10 protein-coding genes are annotated in these 17,248 nt (G+C 74.4%); 4 read left to right on the forward strand and 6 right to left on the reverse strand.

The window, feature by feature from the left end:
• Nucleotides 1-6 precede the first annotated feature (6 nt).
• The gene (locus ACFVSN_RS02200) at nucleotides 7-885 is read right to left on the reverse strand and encodes an endo alpha-1,4 polygalactosaminidase (protein ID WP_387592438.1); all 879 of its coding nucleotides are present in this window, start codon (nucleotides 883-885) and stop codon (nucleotides 7-9) included.
• Nucleotides 886-1,121: 236 nt separating this feature from the next.
• Here ACFVSN_RS02200 and ACFVSN_RS02205 point away from each other — a divergent pair, with 236 nt between their 5' ends.
• The gene (locus tag ACFVSN_RS02205; protein ID WP_387592435.1) at nucleotides 1,122-1,367 is read left to right on the forward strand and encodes a hypothetical protein; all 246 of its coding nucleotides are present in this window, start codon (nucleotides 1,122-1,124) and stop codon (nucleotides 1,365-1,367) included.
• A 191-nt stretch (nucleotides 1,368-1,558) separates the two neighbouring features.
• Nucleotides 1,559-1,807: a hypothetical protein gene (locus tag ACFVSN_RS02210; protein WP_387592433.1), complete on the forward strand. Its 249-nt coding sequence runs from the start codon at nucleotides 1,559-1,561 to the stop codon at nucleotides 1,805-1,807.
• A 49-nt stretch (nucleotides 1,808-1,856) separates the two neighbouring features.
• On the opposite strand, the gene ACFVSN_RS02215 is transcribed toward ACFVSN_RS02210, so the two are convergent.
• The 5 genes from ACFVSN_RS02215 to ACFVSN_RS02235 all read right to left on the reverse strand — a co-directional run bounded on the left by ACFVSN_RS02215 (nucleotide 1,857) and on the right by ACFVSN_RS02235 (nucleotide 14,842).
• Entirely contained in the window at nucleotides 1,857-2,216 is a 360-nt protein-coding gene (locus tag ACFVSN_RS02215) for a nuclear transport factor 2 family protein (protein ID WP_387592430.1), read from the reverse strand.
• A gap of 54 nt (nucleotides 2,217-2,270) precedes the next feature.
• Nucleotides 2,271-3,476, reverse strand: coding sequence for a cytochrome P450 (locus ACFVSN_RS02220; RefSeq protein WP_387953717.1), 1,206 nt, complete (start codon nucleotides 3,474-3,476; stop codon nucleotides 2,271-2,273).
• 42 nt (nucleotides 3,477-3,518) lie between these two features.
• On the reverse strand, nucleotides 3,519-8,978 hold the full coding sequence (locus tag ACFVSN_RS02225) for an amino acid adenylation domain-containing protein (protein WP_387599564.1): 5,460 nt from the start codon (nucleotides 8,976-8,978) through the stop codon (nucleotides 3,519-3,521).
• Nucleotides 8,975-13,939 (reverse strand): amino acid adenylation domain-containing protein, encoded by a 4,965-nt coding sequence (locus tag ACFVSN_RS02230; RefSeq protein ID WP_387599561.1) that lies wholly within the window; start codon nucleotides 13,937-13,939, stop codon nucleotides 8,975-8,977. The genes ACFVSN_RS02225 and ACFVSN_RS02230 overlap by 4 nt, the downstream gene beginning before the upstream one ends.
• Before the next feature lie 222 nt (nucleotides 13,940-14,161).
• Nucleotides 14,162-14,842 (reverse strand): hypothetical protein, encoded by a 681-nt coding sequence (locus ACFVSN_RS02235; RefSeq protein WP_387599559.1) that lies wholly within the window; start codon nucleotides 14,840-14,842, stop codon nucleotides 14,162-14,164.
• Between the two features lie 202 nt (nucleotides 14,843-15,044).
• Here ACFVSN_RS02235 and ACFVSN_RS02240 point away from each other — a divergent pair, with 202 nt between their 5' ends.
• Together ACFVSN_RS02240 and ACFVSN_RS02245 are read left to right on the forward strand one after the other, a co-directional pair.
• Nucleotides 15,045-16,697 (forward strand): phage tail sheath family protein, encoded by a 1,653-nt coding sequence (locus tag ACFVSN_RS02240; protein WP_387599556.1) that lies wholly within the window; start codon nucleotides 15,045-15,047, stop codon nucleotides 16,695-16,697.
• A 25-nt stretch (nucleotides 16,698-16,722) separates the two neighbouring features.
• Nucleotides 16,723-17,247 carry a phage tail protein gene (locus ACFVSN_RS02245; protein ID WP_380447968.1) on the forward strand — a complete coding sequence of 175 codons (525 nt, stop codon included), beginning with the start codon at nucleotides 16,723-16,725 and terminating at the stop codon, nucleotides 17,245-17,247.
• Nucleotide 17,248 lies beyond the last annotated feature (1 nt).

Consider the following 17,248-nt stretch of genomic DNA (forward strand, 5'->3'; position numbering starts at 1 on the left):
CCGGGCTCAGCAGGTCTTGCGGACGTTGCCCGCCTTGCCCTGCGGCAGCACGTTCTTGTCCCGGCGGACGATGCTCAGCTTGTCGCCCCAGCCCTTGCAGGCCTTCGACAGGCCCTTGTCGGTGTACTCGATGACGTAGACGTGGTCGCCGAAGGCGTCGACGTAGCCGTTGCACTCGTCCTGCTCGCCGCACTCCTCGGCGACGGCGAAGTCCAGCCCGACCTTCTGGCGGTCGCCGGCCAGCTCGACGGTGTTCTTCTGGCCGATCGCGAGCTTCTTCTCGTGCGCGTGGGCGGCGATCACCGTCTGGAACGCCTCGACGTCGGCCGCGGTGAGCAGGTTGTCGGAGCGGGTGTAGCTGTCGTAGTTGTCCGGCTCGACGGCGTTGAAGCCCTTGGCCGCGCACTCGTCGATCCAGCCGTTCACCTTCGCCGCGATGCGCCGGCGCTTGGCGTCGGTGCGGACGTCGAGGAGGGCCTCGTTCCAGTTCGTGTCGTAGACGACCTTGCCGCCGCCGTCGCGGAGCAGCAGGTCCGGCTCCCAGTCCTTCTCGGCGCCGGACTGGGCCTGGAAGGCGTTGACGTAGCAGATGTTGTACAGCCCGGCGGCCGGCGCCGCGCCGTGGTCGCGGCTGACCACCTGCACCCCGGCCGGGGGCTGGTAGGGCGAGGAGATCTGGTAGTCGAAGCCCGTGTGCTCGGGCGGCAGGGTGACGCTGGTGGGCGGCGGCAGGGACGGGCCGGTGGCGGGGGCCGTGGTCGCGCTGTCCGAGTCGGAGTCGTCCCCGCCGTCGGACGAGGAGCTGCACGACGACAGCACGAGCGCGGCCGCGGCCGAGACGGCCAGCGCCGCGGCGACCCGGCGACGGACAGGGCTGATGGACATCGTCGGTCTCCAAGGGGGTGGTGGCACTGAGGCTCACCTTACCGGGCAGTGGATCACCCCCGGCCCCGCACGGGGGCCCGGGACCGAATCCCAATGAACGCTTAATGCTCCGTTCACGCCCGATCAATCGGCGCGGCAGGCCCGGAATCCGTCCCACAAGTCTGGGATAGGAACGGCCACGGCCGCCGCCGCAGAATGACGGTGCACGTCAAACCCCTTGAGAAGGAGCCCAGTTGATGAAGCGCTTGCACCGCTCCCTGGTCGTCGGCGGCTTCGCCGCGGCCGTCGTGCTCTCGGGCGTCGGCGCCGCCCAGGCGGCAGAGGCCGCGCCGGCGGGCACGCACGCGGCGGCCCTCGCCGGCGCCGCCGACTGCGACGTCGAGTTCACCGTCACCTACTACCACTACCGCGAGAACGGGTACTCCCACGGCGGGGCGCTGCGCCGCGCCAACAAGGCGTACGCCAAGTGCATGGCGAGCTGATCGGCTGATCCGCCGGCCCGTCGGTGCCCGGACCATCGGGGGTGGGCACCGGCGGGAGGCGGGGCCGGGGGCCGGGGGGCACCCGATTGGTGCGCCCTCTGATAACGCTCCGGAGATGGCTGGGGACCTGCGCCGGCCCACGGCCGCGTGACGCGGCGGTGACCGTGGACGGCCAGGGTCGTTGGCCGGGCATGACCATTTCCAAGCGCATCACCGCCGCCGCCTTCCTCTCCGCGGTCGCCGTCTCCATGGGCGGTCCGGCCTTCGCCGCCGAGCACGCCGGGGCCGCCGGGCACCCCGCACACGTCCGGCACACCGAGCCGCCCGTCACCGCCCTGCAGTGTGAGGAGGGTGGCGGCTGGGTGGCCACCGACATCCGCGAGCGCCGGGAGTTCTGCCTCGGCGGGGAGTTCAACGACCGCTACGTCGTCTGGATCTGACCCACGGGTGAGGGCGGAGCGCCCCGGGCGACCGGGGTGCTCCGCCGTGTCACGCCGCCGGGCCGTAGGCGCCGAAGCCGCGGCAGACCAGGCCGTCGCGGAAGGTCAGGACCTCGGCGACGGCCTGGCCGCGCTCGTTGCGGTAGTTGATGACGAGGGTGTCGACCGAGGCGCGGACGTCCTCGACGGTGAAGTGTAGGTCCGGCAGGTGGTCCAGGCCCTTGGCCCAGTAGGCGCGCAGGGCGTCCTTGCCGCGCACCTCGCCGGACGGGTCGCCGATGACCTCCAGGATCCTGGGAGAGGCGAAGACGACGTCCTCGGTGTAGTGGGCGAGGATGCGCTCCAGGTCGCGGGAGTTCCAGGCGGCGGCCCAGTCCTGGGCGAAGCGGGTGGCGAATTCGAGGTCCATGGCCCCGGACGGTACGACAACCACGCTGCGGTCGCGCGCAATTCCACGATCCGGTCACCACACCACGGGCAGGTGCGACGGGCTGCGCGTCGTGCCGCCGAGCTGCCAGTCGATCGGTGCGCCGGGGTCGGCGAGGCGCAGACCGGGGAGGGCGGTGGCCAGGCGGTGGAGCGCCTCGCACATCTCCAGGCGGATCCGCCAGGCGCCCAGGCAGTAGTGCGGGCCGGCGCTGAAGGCGAGGGTGGGGGCGGCGAGCGGGGCGGCGAGGTCGGCGTCGAGGCCCCCGTCCGGGAAGACGGCGCCGTCGCGGTTGGCGCTGTTGAGGCTGACGGCGACCACCGCGCCGGCCGGGATCGGCACCCCGCCGAGCTCGACCGCCTCGACGGCGCGCCGGGTCGTGGCGTCGTCGTCGCCGAGGGGGATGTGGTGCAGGAGCCGCTCGGTGGCGCGTTCGGCGACGGCGGGGTCGGCGAGGCGGGGCCAGCAGGCGGGGCGGTCGCCGAGGAGGTGGACGAAGGCGTTGCCGAGGGCGCCGGTGATGCTCTCGTTGCCGCTGCCCGCCAGGCCGCAGACCAGGTAGACGAGCCAGGTCTCGGGGATGCCGCCGTCCTCGTCGGCGGCGCGGACCAGGCTGCTGACCAGGTCGTCGCCGGGTGCGCGGCGCCGCCGGGCGATCAAATCGGCGGCGTAGGAGGTGAATTCGTCCATTACGGAGTCGTTCCGCTGATCGCCCTCGGCCAGGAGGGCCAGGGACCAGCGGTGCAGCCGGGTCTCGTCGACGCCCTCCAGGGCCATCAGCCGACTGGTGACGGCGAACGGCACGGGCCGGGTGAAGGCGGCGACCAGGTCGGCCGGCGACCCGCCCGCCGCCTGGTCGTCCACCGCGCGTTGGACGGCCTCGGCGACCCACGGACGCCAGGATTCGACGGCGCGCGGGGTGAAGGCGCGCTGGACGGTGAGGCGCAGCCGGCGGTGGTCGGCGCCGTTCAGGTTGAAGATCGACGCCGGGTTGCCGGTCGCCTCGGCGGTGCGGCCGTCGCTGCCGACGGCGTTCAGGTCGTCGCGGGTGAAGCGCGGGTCGCTCAGCACCTTGCGGACGTCGTGGTAGCGGGTGACCAGCCAGGCGGGGGTGCCGTCGGCGAGGGTGGTCGGCCGGGGCGGCAGGGCGGGGGCGAAGGTGAGCCGGTGGAGCGGGGGGAGGGCGGGGCCAGTGGCGGTGGAAGTGATGGGAGCCTCCAGGTCCGGGTTTCTCCCAAATATGACGTACACGGAGATTCGGGGCCATTGACGCGCGCCGGTCCGTCACCTCCGCGCGGCGCCCACCGGGTCGGGCTCGTCCTCGACGGGTTCCGGCTCCCCGCGCGTCTGCCGCAGGGGCGCCGGGCGTGACAGGGCGGCGAGGCGCCGGTCGGCCTCGGCCTGGATGGCGTCCTTGTCGCCGATCTCGGCGTCCGGCAGCGCGTCCGGCAGCAGGTCCTCCAGCAGCCGCAGCGGCCGGTACGCGAGGCCGAGCAGGCCCCACACCGTCATGACCGCGCCGACCAGGACGAGCAGCAGGCCCGCGCCGCGGCCGGGGCCGGTGCCGAGCACCGGGCCGACGGAGTCGGCGAGTGCGCCGCCGGGGCGCAGCAGCGGTGCGAAGACGTGGTCGGAGAGCGGGCCCGCGGTGAGGAAGCCGAGCGGCATCATCGACATGGCCAGCATCTGGTTGGTGGCGAGGACGCGGCCCTGGAGTTCCATGCCGACCTTGGTCTGGATGAGTGCCATCCAGTGGGCGTTGAGGATGATCAGCGCGCCCCACAGCACGAACATGCCCGCCGCCGTGAGCGCGGTGTGCGGTCCGCTGCCGGCGACGACGGCGGCGAGGCCGACCACCGACGTGAAGCCGACCATGCCGACCACGCGGCGCCGGGTGCCGCCCCACAGCGCCATGACGAGGCCACCCGCCATCGCGCCGACACCGCCGACGGCGGTGATGACGCCGAGTTCCACGGACGTGCCGTCGGCCAGGACCATCGGGGTGACGAGGACGGTGGCCACCGCGAACAGGTAGTTGAACACGACGAAGAAGACGACCATCGCGACGAGGCTGTGCCGCCGGACGATGTAGCGCCAGCCGGTGACGACCTCGCGCAGCAGCGGTTCCTCCTGCTTGTCGAACATCGCGTCCGGGAAGCGGACGAGCAGCAGGCAGGTGACGCCGGTCAGGAAGGTGGCCATGTCGAAGAGGACGACGCCGTGCAGGCCGATCAGCGACACGAGCACGCCGCCGGCCAGGACGGCCATCATGTCGCCCGCGCCGGTGCCGAGTTGGGCGAGGCCGTTGGCCTGGCCGAGGTAGCGCTTGGGCACGAGCTGGGTGATCGCGGCCAGGTAGGCGGGCCGTTGGAACGCCGTGCAGACGGATCCCGTGCAGGCCACCACGTAGATGTGCCAGACGTGGAGGAGGTCCGTCCAGTGGAGCAGGCCCAGCGCGAGCATGCCCGCCGCGGCGACGGTGTCCGTCACGATCATGATCTTGCGGCGGTCCACCCGGTCGGCCACCGCTCCCGCGATCGGCAGCAGGAGGACGGCGGGCAGCACCGCGACCACCGAGATGAGCGCGAAGTCGAAGGCGGAGCCGGTCTGCTGGTAGACCCAGACGCCGAGCGCGAAGCCGGACAGGCTCGTGCCGATCATCGAGACGAACTGGCCGATCGCCACCTTGGCGAAGGTCGCGAGCTCGGCGCGGGCCGCCGGGCGCTTGGTCGCAACCTGCTCGGCCACGCCGCCCGTCGCCGCGAACCCGGCCAGGACGCGGGCGAGTTCGGCGGCCTGGTGCTTGAGGAAGTAGTGCCCGGCGCGCGGGATCACGGCGAGGTCGACGGTGGCGCCGAAGTGCTCCCACTCGGCGTACCGCTCCTCGTAGAGCTGGGTCGCGCGGTCCTTCTCCCCCACGACGCACAGGATCGGCGCGGCCATGCGCGCGGGGCGCCCGTCCCCGTACGCACGCGTGTAGAAGTCCTCGGCCTGCCGCACGTCGTGGCGCAACGCCCGGACCAGGAAGTCCTGTTCGGCCCGGTCGTAGACGTCGGTGAAGCCGCCCATCGCGCGGAGGTAGTCGAGGTAGGAGCGGTTGGAGAGCATCCGGTCGCCGGGCATGCGGCGGGCGAACCACTCGGCGAAGCGGCCGGGCAGGCGGGCCGCCGGGAACGTCCCGCCGAGGGCGAGGCCGCGCAGGTCGACGCCGGCCGCCTCCAGGCGGGAGCCCAGGGCGGTGGCCAGCGCGCCGCCGAGGCAGTGGCCGTACAGGAGCACCGGGCCCTCGATCCGCTCGGCGACCTCGGCGGCCAACCGGTCGGCGAGGCCGTCGAGTTCGGCGAGCTCGTCGTGCGGGCGGCTCGGGTCGTGGCCGGGCAGCTCGACGGCGTAGAGCCGGTGCCCGGCGGGCAGGGCGTCGGCGAGCGGCTGGAACGTGATCGGGCTGCCGCCGCCGTACGGGACGCAGACGACGGTGACCCCGGCCGCCTCGCTGCCGCGCGTGAGCTTGTGCAGCAGGCGGCGCGGACCGTCCTGGGCCGGGCCGCCGCCGGCCCGGGCGTCGAGCAGGGCGGCCAGGGCGCGGACGGTCGGCTGCTGGAACAGGTCGATCACCGACAGGCCGCGGCCGATCAGCCGGACGGTGCGCACGGCGGAGAAGGAGTCCCCGCCGAGGGCGAAGAAGTCGTCCGCCGGGCCGACGTCCTCGACGTCGAGCACCTGCCGGTAGACGGCGGCCACGGCGTGCTCGGCCTCCGTCTCCAACTCTCCCCCGCCGGAGACCTGTTGGACCGGCGACGGCTCCGGCAGCGCGTGCCGGTCCACCTTGCCGTTGGCGTTCAGCGGCAGCGCCTCCAGCAGCACCACGGCCGCCGGCACCATGTAGTCGGGCAGCCGGGTGCGCAGCGCGGCCCGCAGGTCCCCCGGGTCGGGGACGGCGGGCACGACGTACGCGACGAGGCTGCGGGCGGCGCCCTCGCCGCGCGCGACCACGACCGCCTCGCGGACCTCGGGGCGGGCGGTCAGCTCGGCCTCGACCTCGCCGGTCTCCACCCGGAAGCCGCGGATCTTCACCTGGTGGTCGATCCGGCCGAGGAACTCGATCGCGCCGTCGGGGCGGCGGCGCACGAGGTCCCCGGTGCGGTAGCAGCGCCGGCCGTCGACGGTGACGAACCGTTCCGCCGTCAGGTCGTCGCGGCCCAGGTAGCCGCGCGCCACGCCGCCGCCCGACACGTAGAGCTCACCGGGCACGCCCACCGGCACCGGGCGCCGCCGGGCGTCGAGGACGTGGGCGCCGACGTTGCCGAACGGCAGGCCCAGCGGGACAGCGGCATCGGGCTCGGCCGGGACGGGCGCGCCGAGCATCGAGACGGTCGTCTCGGTGGGCCCGTAGTGGTTGTGCAGCGGGAGGTCCGGCCGGGCGGCGCGGATGCGCGCCACCAGGTCGGGGCGCAGCGCCTCGCCCGCGCAGATCAGCAGGCGTGCGGGCAGCACGCCCGCGAGGCCGTCGCCGTGCGCGGCCAGGCCCTCCAGGTGGCTGGGGACGAGCTTCATCGCGTCGATCCGGTGCTCGGCCGCGTACCGGGCGAAGGCGGCCGGGTCGGTGGCCTGTTCTCGCGTGAGCAGGTGCAGGCAGCCGCCGCCGGTGAGGGCGCCGAACACGTTGGTGGTGCCGAGGTCGGCGGCGAAGGTGGAGACCAGCGCCCAGTTCCAGCTCTCGCTGCCGGGGCCGATCCGCTCGCGCAGGCCGTGCAGGTAGTTGCGGTAGTTGCGGTGCTCGACGGCGACGCCCTTGGGGGCGCCGGTGGAGCCGGAGGTGAAGATCAGGTAGCACAGGTGCTCGGGGCGGACGTCCACCTCGGGCGGCCCCTCGCACGGCTCCGCCGGGGTGGTGAGCGGCGGGACGACGACGGCCTCGCCCGGTACGCGGGCGCGGAGGTCGTCGGTGGTGACCACCGCGGCGGTGCCGGCGGCGGTGAGGAGTGCGGCGATGCGTTCGTCCGGGTAGACGGGGTCCAGCGGCAGGTAGGCGCCGCCCGCCTTGAGGATGCCGAGCATGCCGACGACTAGGGCGGCCGAGCGCTCGGCGAGCAGGCCGACCGGGCGGTCCGGGCCGACGCCGAGGGCGCGCAGCCGGTGGGCCAGCGCGTTGGCGCGCCGGTCGAGCTCGGCGTAGGTGAGGACGCCGTCGGTGCCCCGGACCGCCGGCGCGTGCGGGGTGCGGCGGGCCTGTTCCTCGACCAGGCCGTGCAGGGTGCCGGTGAGGTCCCAGGTGCGCGCGGTGTCGTCCCAGGCGTCGAGGCGGCGCCGCTCGGACGGGGTGAGCAGCGGCAGTTCGGCGAGCGGGCGGTCCGGGTCGGCGGCCATCGCGTCGAGGACGGTGGTGAGGTGGCCGAAGAACCGGCGGACCGTCGGCTCGTCGTACAGCTCGGCGCGCCACACGAGGTCGGCGAGCAGGGCGTCGTCCTCGTCCACCACGGCGACGGAGAGGTCGAACTTGGCGGTGTCGGTGCCGACCGGGTGCCAGGCCACGTCCAGGCCGGGCAGCTCGGGCCTGGCCCGGTCCTGGTTGTGGACGTTGAGCAGGACCTGGAAGAGCGGGGTGTGGGAGAGCTCGCGCTCGGGCGCGAGGGCGTCCACCAGCCGCTCGAAGGGCAGGTCCTGACGGGCTAACGCGCCCAGGGCGCCCTCGCGGACGCGGTCGAGGAGCGCGCGGACGGTCGGCTCCCCGGAAAGGTCGGTGCGCATCGCGAGCGTGTTGACGAAGCAGCCGACCAGCGCCTCCGTCTCGCTGCGGGTCCGCCCGGCGACGGGCGTGCCGACCACGACGTCGTCGCTGCCGGTGTAACGGCCGAGGACGGTCTGGAGGGCGGCCAGCAGCACCATGTACGGGGTCGTGGCGGTGCGTTCCGCGAGGGTGCGGATGCGATGGGAGCGCTCGGCGCCGAACTCGGCGGTGATCCGCGCGCCGCGGGTGCCGGCGACGGCCGGGCGGGGCCGGTCGGTGGGCACGGTGACGGTGGTGGCGGCGCCGCGCAGCCGCTCCAGCCACCACGTCTCCTGCGCGGCGAGTTCGGCGGCCTGCTCGGTGCGCTGCCAGTGCGCGACGTCCGCGTACTGGACGGGCAGCGGCGCCCACGCGGGCGCCCGGCCCTCGCGGCGGGCCGCGTAGGCGGCGCCGAGGTCGGCGAACAGCACCCCGAGGGACCAGCCGTCGGCGGCGATGTGGTGCAGGACGAGGCTGAGCACGAAGCCCTCGCCCGTGCGCAGCAGGACGGCCCGCAGCGGCGGGTCGGCGGCGAGGTCGAAGGGCCGGGCGGCCTCCTCGGCGAGCCGGGCGTCCACGGCGGCGGCCGGGACGTCGGCGGTGGCGAGGGCGAAGGCGCCCGCCGCGAGCGGTTCGGGCCGGACCTCGCCCTCGGACGCCGGGTAGACGGTGCGCAGCACCTCGTGCCGGTCGACGACGTCCGCGAGGGCGGCGGCCAGGGCCGCCTCGTCGAGTTCTCCGGCGATGCGCAGCGCGAGCGGGATGTGGTAGGCGGCGCTGTCGGGCTCGTACTGGGCGAGGAACCACATCCGCCGCTGCGCGGAGGAGAGCGGCATCGGCTCGTCGGCGGGGCGCGGCGCGATGGCCGCCCTGGCCGGCGCCGCTGCGGCTCTGGCGGCTTTCGCCTTGGCGAGGCGCTGCCGCAGCAGTTCCTGGCGCCGGGCGTCGGCGGCGCCTTCTCTTGGTCGGTCGGTCATGCGTCGTCCCCCATGGTGGTGTCCCCCACTGCGTGCTCGCCCGCTGCGTGATCGCCCGCCGCGTCGCTTCCGAGTGCGGCGAGCTCGTCGTCGAGGTCGGCGAGCAGCAGGTCTTCGATGCGGCGGGCCATGGCGGCCAGGGTGCGGTCGCCGAAGACCGCGCGCAGGGGCACCTCGATGTCGAAGGTGTCCCGGATGCGGGCGGTCAGCCGGGTGGCGAGCAGCGAGTGGCCGCCGATGGCGAAGAAGTCGTCGTGGCGGGAGACCCGGACGGCGCCCAGGACCTCCTGCCACACCTCGGCGAGGATCTCCTCGCAGTCGCCCTCGGGCGGTGCGCCGAGGCCGCCCAGTTCCGGAGCCGGCAGCGCGGCCCGGTCGACCTTTCCGCTGGGCGTCAGCGGGAGGGCGTCGAGCAGCAGGAGCCCCGCGGGGACCATGTAGTCGGGCAGGCGGGCGGCCAGGGCGAGGCGCACGTCGTCCTCGGTGAGCGTGCCGTCCGTGACGGCGTACCCGGCGAGGACCGGGCCCGCGGGCGTGTCGACGAGCCGGGCGGCGCCCGCCGTCACGCCGTCCACGGAGGTCAACGCGGCCTCGATCTCGCCGAGTTCGATCCGGAAGCCGCGCAGCTTCACCTGGGCGTCCGCGCGGCCGTGGTACTCCAGCCGGCCGTCGTGGCGGCGGCAGGCGAGGTCGCCGGTGCGGTACATCGGCGCGCCGTCGGGGCGGCCGGGTTCGGCGACGAAGCGGTCGGCGGTGAGGTCGGGCCGGCCGTGGTAGCCGAGGGCCACGCCGGCTCCGGCGATGGCGAGTTCGCCGATGCCGTTGACCGGGACGGGCCGGCCGGCGGCGTCGAGGAGGTGCAGGCGGGTGTTGGCGATCGGCTCGCCGAGGGCCACCACGCCGTCGTGGGCGGCGAGTTCGGGGGTGACGCGCAGGGCGGTGGACCAGACGGTCGTCTCGGTCGGTCCGTACAGGTTCCAGAGCGTCCGGGTGCGGGTGAGCAGGGCGCGGGCGAGGTCGGTGGTGAGCGCCTCGCCGCCGCACAGGGCGGTGAGTCCCGGATGGCCGGTCCAGCCGGCCTCCAGGAGCATGCGCCAGGTGGCGGGGGTGGCCTGGAGGTGGGTGACGCCGGTGCGCTCCAGCCAGGCGGCGAGGGCGGCGCCGTCGGTGGCGGTGGCCCGGTCGGCGATCTCGACCCGGGCGCCGACGGTGAGCGGCAGCCACAGTTCGAGGCCGGCGATGTCGAAGGTGACGGTCGTGACGGCGGCCATGACGTCCTGCCCGTCGAGGCCGACGAGGTCCTCCATCGCCCGCAGGAAGTTGACGATCGCCCGGTGCGGCACCGCGACGCCCTTGGGCGTGCCGGTCGAGCCGGAGGTGTACAGCAGGTAGGCCGGGTCCTCGGGGCCGACGGCGACGGGCGGGGCGACCGGGGCCGCGTCCACGTCCTGGCCGTCGGCCGCCACGACCGTCCGGCCCGCGAACAATTCGTCGTGCCGGTCGGCCTGTTCGGCCAGGACCAGCGAGACGCCGGCGCCGTCCAGCACGGCCCGGTTGCGGGCGAGCGGCTGGTCGAGGTCCAGCGGCAGGTACGCGGCGCCGCTGCGCAGCACGGCCAGCAGGGCGGCGGGCAGCAGGCGCCCGCGGCGGACGGCCACCGCGACCAGCCCGCCGGGTCCGGCGCCGGCGGCGGCCAGGACGGACGCCAGCCTGCCTGCGGTCAGGCCGAGTTCGCCGTAGGTCAGACTGCCGTCGGCGGCCGACACGGCGACGGCCGAAGGGTCCCACCCGGCGTACAGCTCGTGCAGGCGCAGGTCGGCCACCGGGGTGTCCGCCCGGACCAGGCCGTCCTCGGCGGCGGCGATCTCCGCGGCCGACAGCATCGCCAACTCCGAGAGCGGGCGGTCCGGTTCGGCGATCCCGGCGGCGAGCACGGCGAGCAGGTGGTCGAAGACGGCGCGCACCGAACGCTCGTCGTAGCGCGAGGTCCGGTACTCGGCGGACAGCAGCGGCCCCTCCGCCGGGAACTCCAGGAACAGCGACAGGTCCGTCTTCGCCGTCCCGTTGCACACCTCGGAGACGAACTCCAGGCTCAGGCCCGGGAGTTCGGCCCCGGCCACCGGGTGGTTCTGCACCGCGACCAGCACCTGCGAGACCGGGGACGAGGCCCGCCCGGACGCACCGGCCGTCCGGCGCGCGTGCTCGACGAACGGCAGCACGCTGTGCTCGGCCGCGTCGAGCGCCGCCGGACGCACCCGCCCGACCAGCTGCCGGAAGGTGTCCGCCCCCGCGACGCCGAAGCGCAGCGCCACGGTGTTGATCAGTGAGCCGAGCACCCCCTCCAGCTCCGGCACCGGCCGGACGGCGAACGGGCTGAGCACGGCGACGTCGGTGCGCCCGGTGTAGCGGTGCAGCACCCCGCCGAGCGCGGCGACCACCGCCATGTAGAGGCTCGCGCCCTCCTCCGCCGCCCACCGCTCGGCGGCGCGCAGCAGCTCGGCCGGGACCCGGCGCTCGATGCGGCGGCCCGCGTAGTCCTGCGGGTCGGGGTGCGGGCGGTCGCCGGGCAGGTGCTGCTCGTGGTCGAGGCCGAGGAGGCCCTCGCCCCAGCGCAGCGCGTCCTCGCGGGCGGCGGCGTGGGCGCGCCGCTCCCAGCGGGCGACGTCGGACAACTGGAGCTCGGGCTCCGGGAGTTCGCCGTCCCGGTAGGCGCGGTCGAGCTCGGCGAGGAGCAGCCCGGTGGCCCAGCCGTCCATCGCCGCGTGGTGCACGGTGATCAGCAGTTCGTGGGCGTCCTCGCCGGTGCGCAGCGCGAGCACGCGCAGCAGGCGCCCGGTGGCGAGGTCGAGCGGGCGGGCCGCCTCGGCGCGGAGCGCGGCGTCCAGCAGCGCCTCGTCGGCGCCGGTGAGGTCGTGCACGGGCACGTCGACGGCGTAGGGCGGGCGGACCTCGACGGCGGGTTCGCCGGCGCGGCCGATCACGGCGGTGCGCAGCGCCTCGTGGCGGCGGACGACCTCGGTGAAGGCGCGGCCGAGCGCGGCGGCGTCCAGGGTGCCGGTCGCGCGGACGCGCAGCGGGACGTTGTAGAGCGACGTGCCGGCTTCGACGTTCTCCTGGAGCCACAGGTCGCGCTGGAACGCCGTCGGTTCGGCGGGCAGTCCGGGCTCGCGGACGGGCGGCGCGACCGAGGGGCGCCCGCCGCCGTGCGCGACGCGCAGGGCCAGGGCGGCGACGGTCGGCGCGGCGAAGAACTCGGCGAGCGGCACCCGGACGCCGTACGCGCGCTCGACCCGGGCGAGGACGCCCGCGGCGAGCAGCGAGTGGCCGCCGAGGTCGAGGAAGACGTCGTGCACGCCGACCCTGGGCATGCCGAGGAGCTCCTGCCACAGCCCGGCGACGCGCTCCTCGACGGGGGTGCGCGGCGCGACGAACACGCCGTGGCCGTCCCGCCCGCGCGCCACCGCGGGCAGGGCCGCGCGGTCGGTCTTGCCGTTGGGGGTGAGCGGCAGGCGCTCCAGCACGCCGATCGCGAGCGGCACCATGTAGCCGGGCAGCGCGGCGGCGCAGTGGGCGCGCAGCCCGCCGGGCGCGAGCTCCCGGGAGGACTGGACGAAGGCGGCCAGGTAGGCGCCCGCGTCGTCGTGCTGGACGACGGCCACCGCCGCCTCCACCGCCGGGTGCGCGGTGAGCACGGCCTCGATCTCGCCGAGCTCGACGCGGAAGCCGCGCACCTTCACCTGGTGGTCGGCCCGCCCGTGGTACTCCAGGCTGCCGTCCGCGCGCCGCCGGACGAGGTCGCCGGTGCGGTAGCAGCGCTCGCCGCCGACGGTCACGAACCGCTCCTCGGTGAGGTCCGGGCGGCCGTGGTAGCCGTGCGCCAGACCCTCGCCCGCCAGGTACAGCTCGCCGATCCCGCCGTCCGGCACGGGCGCGCGCCGCTCGTCCAGGACGTGCGCCGTCGTGCCGTCGACCGGGCGGCCGATCAGCGGTTCGCCGGTCTCGTCCCGGCCGACCAGGGCCCAGGTGGAGTAGACGGTGTCCTCGGTGGGCCCGTACAGGTTGTAGAGCCGCTCGACGCCGGGCTGCGCGTGGACCTGGTCGGCGAGCCGGCGCGGCAGCGCCTCCCCGGCCAGGTTGACGACGCGGACGCCGGCGGGCAGGCCGCCGCCGCGCAGCAGGGCCGCCATGGCGCTGGGGACGGTGTTGACGAGGGTGACCGCGTCGCGCGCGGGCAGGTCGGGCAGGGCGAGGGCGTTCTCGGCGACGACGACCGTGCCGCCGACGGCGAGCGGGAAGAAGACCTCGTACACCGAGATGTCGAAGCAGACCGACGTGGCGAACAGCACGCCCGCCACGTCCTCGGGCCGGTAGGTGGCGGCGGCCCAGCGCAGCAGGGCGTTCACGCCGCGCTGCGGGACGACGACGCCCTTGGGGCGGCCGGTGGAGCCGGAGGTGTACAGGACGTACGCCGCCGCGTCGGTGCTGCCCACCGGCGCGACGGGAGCGGTCGGACCCTGCTCGTCCGAACCCTGCTCGTCCGGACCCTGCTCCTCCGGACCCGCGTACAGGACGGCGGCCCCGGCCCCCGCCACGAGGTGCTCGTGCGCCCGGTCGGTGAGCACGACCGGCGCCCGCGCGTCGCCGATCACCAGCTCCAGCCGGTCCTGGGGGTAGGCCGGGTCCAGCGGCACGTACGCGCCGCCGGCCCGGAGCACCGCGAGCAGGGCCACGACCAGATCGGCCGAACGCGGCAGGCACACGCCGACCAGCGTCCCGGGGCCGACCCCTGCCCCGGCGAGGCGGGCGGCGGTGGAGGTCAAGCGCTCGCCAAGTTCGCGGTAGGTCAGGCGGCGCTCGCCGTCGATCACGGCGACGGCGTCCGGCGTGCGTCTCACCTGGGCCTCGATCAGGCCGGCGAGGGTGGCCGTGGGATCCAGTGCGGGGAATTCCGTCGAACTCATCCACTACTCCTGAGGGGTGGCCCGCGCACCGGCTCGTGGCCGGTGCGGATGGGCGGTGTACCTCCGGAGATGATGGGGTAAAGATGTTCGCACTACCAGCACAATTCCACCACGTGTTCGATATGCCGGAAAGGTCACCTCCGATTCGACCCTGAGCGGTGCGGGATCATGACGCGGCGTCGTTCCTCTACTTACGGAACGTCAACAGCCGTGCAGTGCAGGTCAGTTGACATGCACACTTGGCGCCGGGCGCTCCCAGGGGCGGGAGCTGCCCGGCGTGAACCCGGCGTCCCGGGCGTTGTCGAGCGCGTCGGCGAGGTTCAGCCGCCCCGGCTCCTCCAGGAAGCCCAGGACGGGGGCGAGCTCACGCTCGGTCAGGCGCTGCTCCCTGGCCGCCTCGACCAGCTCCTCCAGCTTCCGCGTGAACTCGTCCAGGTACGCGTCCTCGTCCACCTCTTCGTCGTCCTCGTCCTCCGGCTCCGGGATCCGCTCCATCACCCGGTCGGTCAGGAGGGACTCCACCCGGTCCAGCGAGTCCGTGATCCCCACGCCGCGGTCGTCCTCGACGGGAGCGCAGTCCCACGCGCCGGCGCCGCTCTCCCACCAGTAGCAGAAGGCGATCCGGTCGGTGAGCCCGGACCACCGCAGCGGCAGCCAGTCGGGCGCGCCCTGCAGCAGTTCGTCGAGTTCGCGCTCGGTGCTGTAGTCGACGTCGAAGCCGGTGAGCACCGCGCGGCCGCCGTCGACCCAGCGGAGCTGCCAGCGGTTGCTGCTGCCGTCGTCGTGGCTGAGCTCGTCCTCGCCCGCCCAGTAGCCGAGCTGGACGTCGATGCCGGTCTGCAGGACCGACATCACCCCGCCCATCAGCCAGGACTCCTCGGGGTTCGGCGGGCAGTACGACATGAACGCTCCTTCATCGCGTGATCGTTACCGGACGACAGACGCCCCGGCCCCCGCGAAGGTTCCCCGGGTGCGGACGCCCGTCACGGCCGCGTCACGCGACGCGTTCCGCGCCGTGCGGCCGCGGTGACGCCGCCGTGATGGCCGACCCGGACGCTGGGCGGTGTCCGCGGGCGCAGCCGTTGCCCTCGCGAAGGGAGCCACGATGCCCATCAGCCCCACCTATCCGGGCGTGTACATCGACGAGCTGCCGAGCGCCGTGCGCACGATCGTCGGCGTGCCGACGTCGATCGCCGCGTTCGTCGGGACGGCGCCGCGCGGGTCGGTGACGGACCCGGTGCACATCACCAGCTGGGCCGACTACGAGCGGGAGTTCGGCGGCCTCGACCGCACCTCCGACCTGAGCTACGCGGTCTACCAGTTCTTCCAGAACGGCGGCGCCGAGGCCGAGATCGTCCGGATCACCGCCGTGAAGCCGAAGAACCCGCCGGCCGACGGGCCCAGCTACCCCGCGCCCGCCACGCTCGTCCTGCCCGCCGCCTCCGGCGCCGCCGCCGACGCGGTCACGCTCACCGCCGTCAGCCCCGGCGACTGGGGCAACCACCTGCGGGCCCGGGTCGACCACCAGACCCGCGACAAGGCCGCGAGCGCCGCCGACCAGAAGAGCTTCAACCTCACCCTGCGCGACGCCGTCACCGGCGTGACCGAGAGCTACCTCAACGTCAGCTCGCTGCCCGGCAGCCCCGACCGGCTGAGCGTCGCCCTCGCCGCCTCCGCCCTCGTCACCGTCCCGGCCTCGGCGGACGGCAGGCTGCTCGCGGCCGACACCGATGTCCCGCCCGGCCAGGACCCGTTCCCGGACGGCAAGGGCCCCGGCCAGGGCAACTGGTACGTCACCGCCGGCGGCGGCCTGGACGGGACGGCGACCCCGGTCGCCGCCGACTACCTGGGCGACAGCTCCCCGGTCAAGGACGGCAAGCAGGGCATCTACCAGCTGCTCAAGACCGACATCTTCAACATCCTCTGCCTGCCCGGGCCGCCCGGCCAGAACGGCCCGGCCGGGATCCTCCCCCAGGCCGCCAGGCTCTGCCTGGACCGCCGGGCGATGCTCGTCGTCGACCCGCCGGACGCGTGGCACAGCGTGGCCGACGTCACCAAGGCCGCCGCCCCCGGCGGCACCGGCCTGCCGCTCGCCGGCGACCCGGGCGCCCGCAACGCCGCCGTGTACTTCCCGCGCGTCCTGCTCGCCGACACCGAACAGCAGAACCACGTCCGCGACTTCCCGCCCTGCGGCGCCGTCGCCGGGGTGTGGGCCCGCACGGACGTCGCGCGCGGCGTGTGGAAGGCCCCGGCGGGCACCGACGCGGGCCTCGCCGGCGTCGTCGCGCCGCTCGTGCCGATGACCGACCCGGAGAACGGCATCCTCAACCCGTACGGCGTCAACTGCCTGCGCCGGCGGCCGGTGTTCGGCAACCTCGTGTGGGGCGCGCGGACGCTGGTCGGCGCCGACGTCCTCGCCGACCAGTGGAAGTACGTCCCGGTGCGCCGGACCGCCCTGTTCATCGAGGAGAGCCTGTTCCGCGGCACCCAGTGGGTGGTGTTCGAACCCAACGACGAACCGCTGTGGTCCTCGATCCGGCTCAACGTCGGCGCGTTCATGAACACGCTGTTCCGCCAGGGCGCCTTCCAGGGCCGCACGCCCAGGGACGCCTACCAGGTGGTGTGCGACGCGACGAACAACCCGCAGAACGACATCGACCGCGGGATCGTCAACATCCAGGTCGGCTTCGCCCCGCTCAAGCCCGCCGAGTTCGTGATCATCCACATCCAGCAGCTCGCTGGCCAGATCCAGGTCTGAGCGCACCCTCACGGAGAGGCAGGCCATGGCCGACAGCAGGACGAAGCGCCGCGACCCGTACAAGAACTTCCGCTTCCGGGTGAAGTTCGGCGGCGGCACCGACTACATCGCGGGCGTCAGCAAGGTCACCGGGTTCAAGCGCAGCACCGAGGTGATCAAGCACCGCAGCGGCGGCGACCCGGCCACCAGCACCAAGCTGCCGGGGCGCACCGAGTACGACGCGATCACCCTGGAGCGCGGGGTCACGAGCGACAAGGTGTTCGAGCAGTGGGCGAACCGGGTCTGGAGCCTGACCAACGCGAGCGGCGGGCTGGAGTCCTCGCTCAAGGACTTCCGGCGGGACATCATCGTCGACGTCTTCAACGAGGCCGGCCAGAAGGTGCTCTCCTACCAGGTGTTCAACTGCTGGGTCTCGGAGTACCAGCCGGTCTCCGACCTCGACGCCAACGCCAACGCGGTCGCCATCCAGCACATCAAGCTGGAGAACGAGGGCTGGGTGCGCGAGGACCTGCCCGAGCCGGTCGAGCCGTCCTTCGAGGACCCGGCCTGAC

The organism is Kitasatospora sp. NPDC057904, from assembly GCF_042887925.1.
Lineage (GTDB): Bacteria > Actinomycetota > Actinomycetes > Streptomycetales > Streptomycetaceae > Kitasatospora.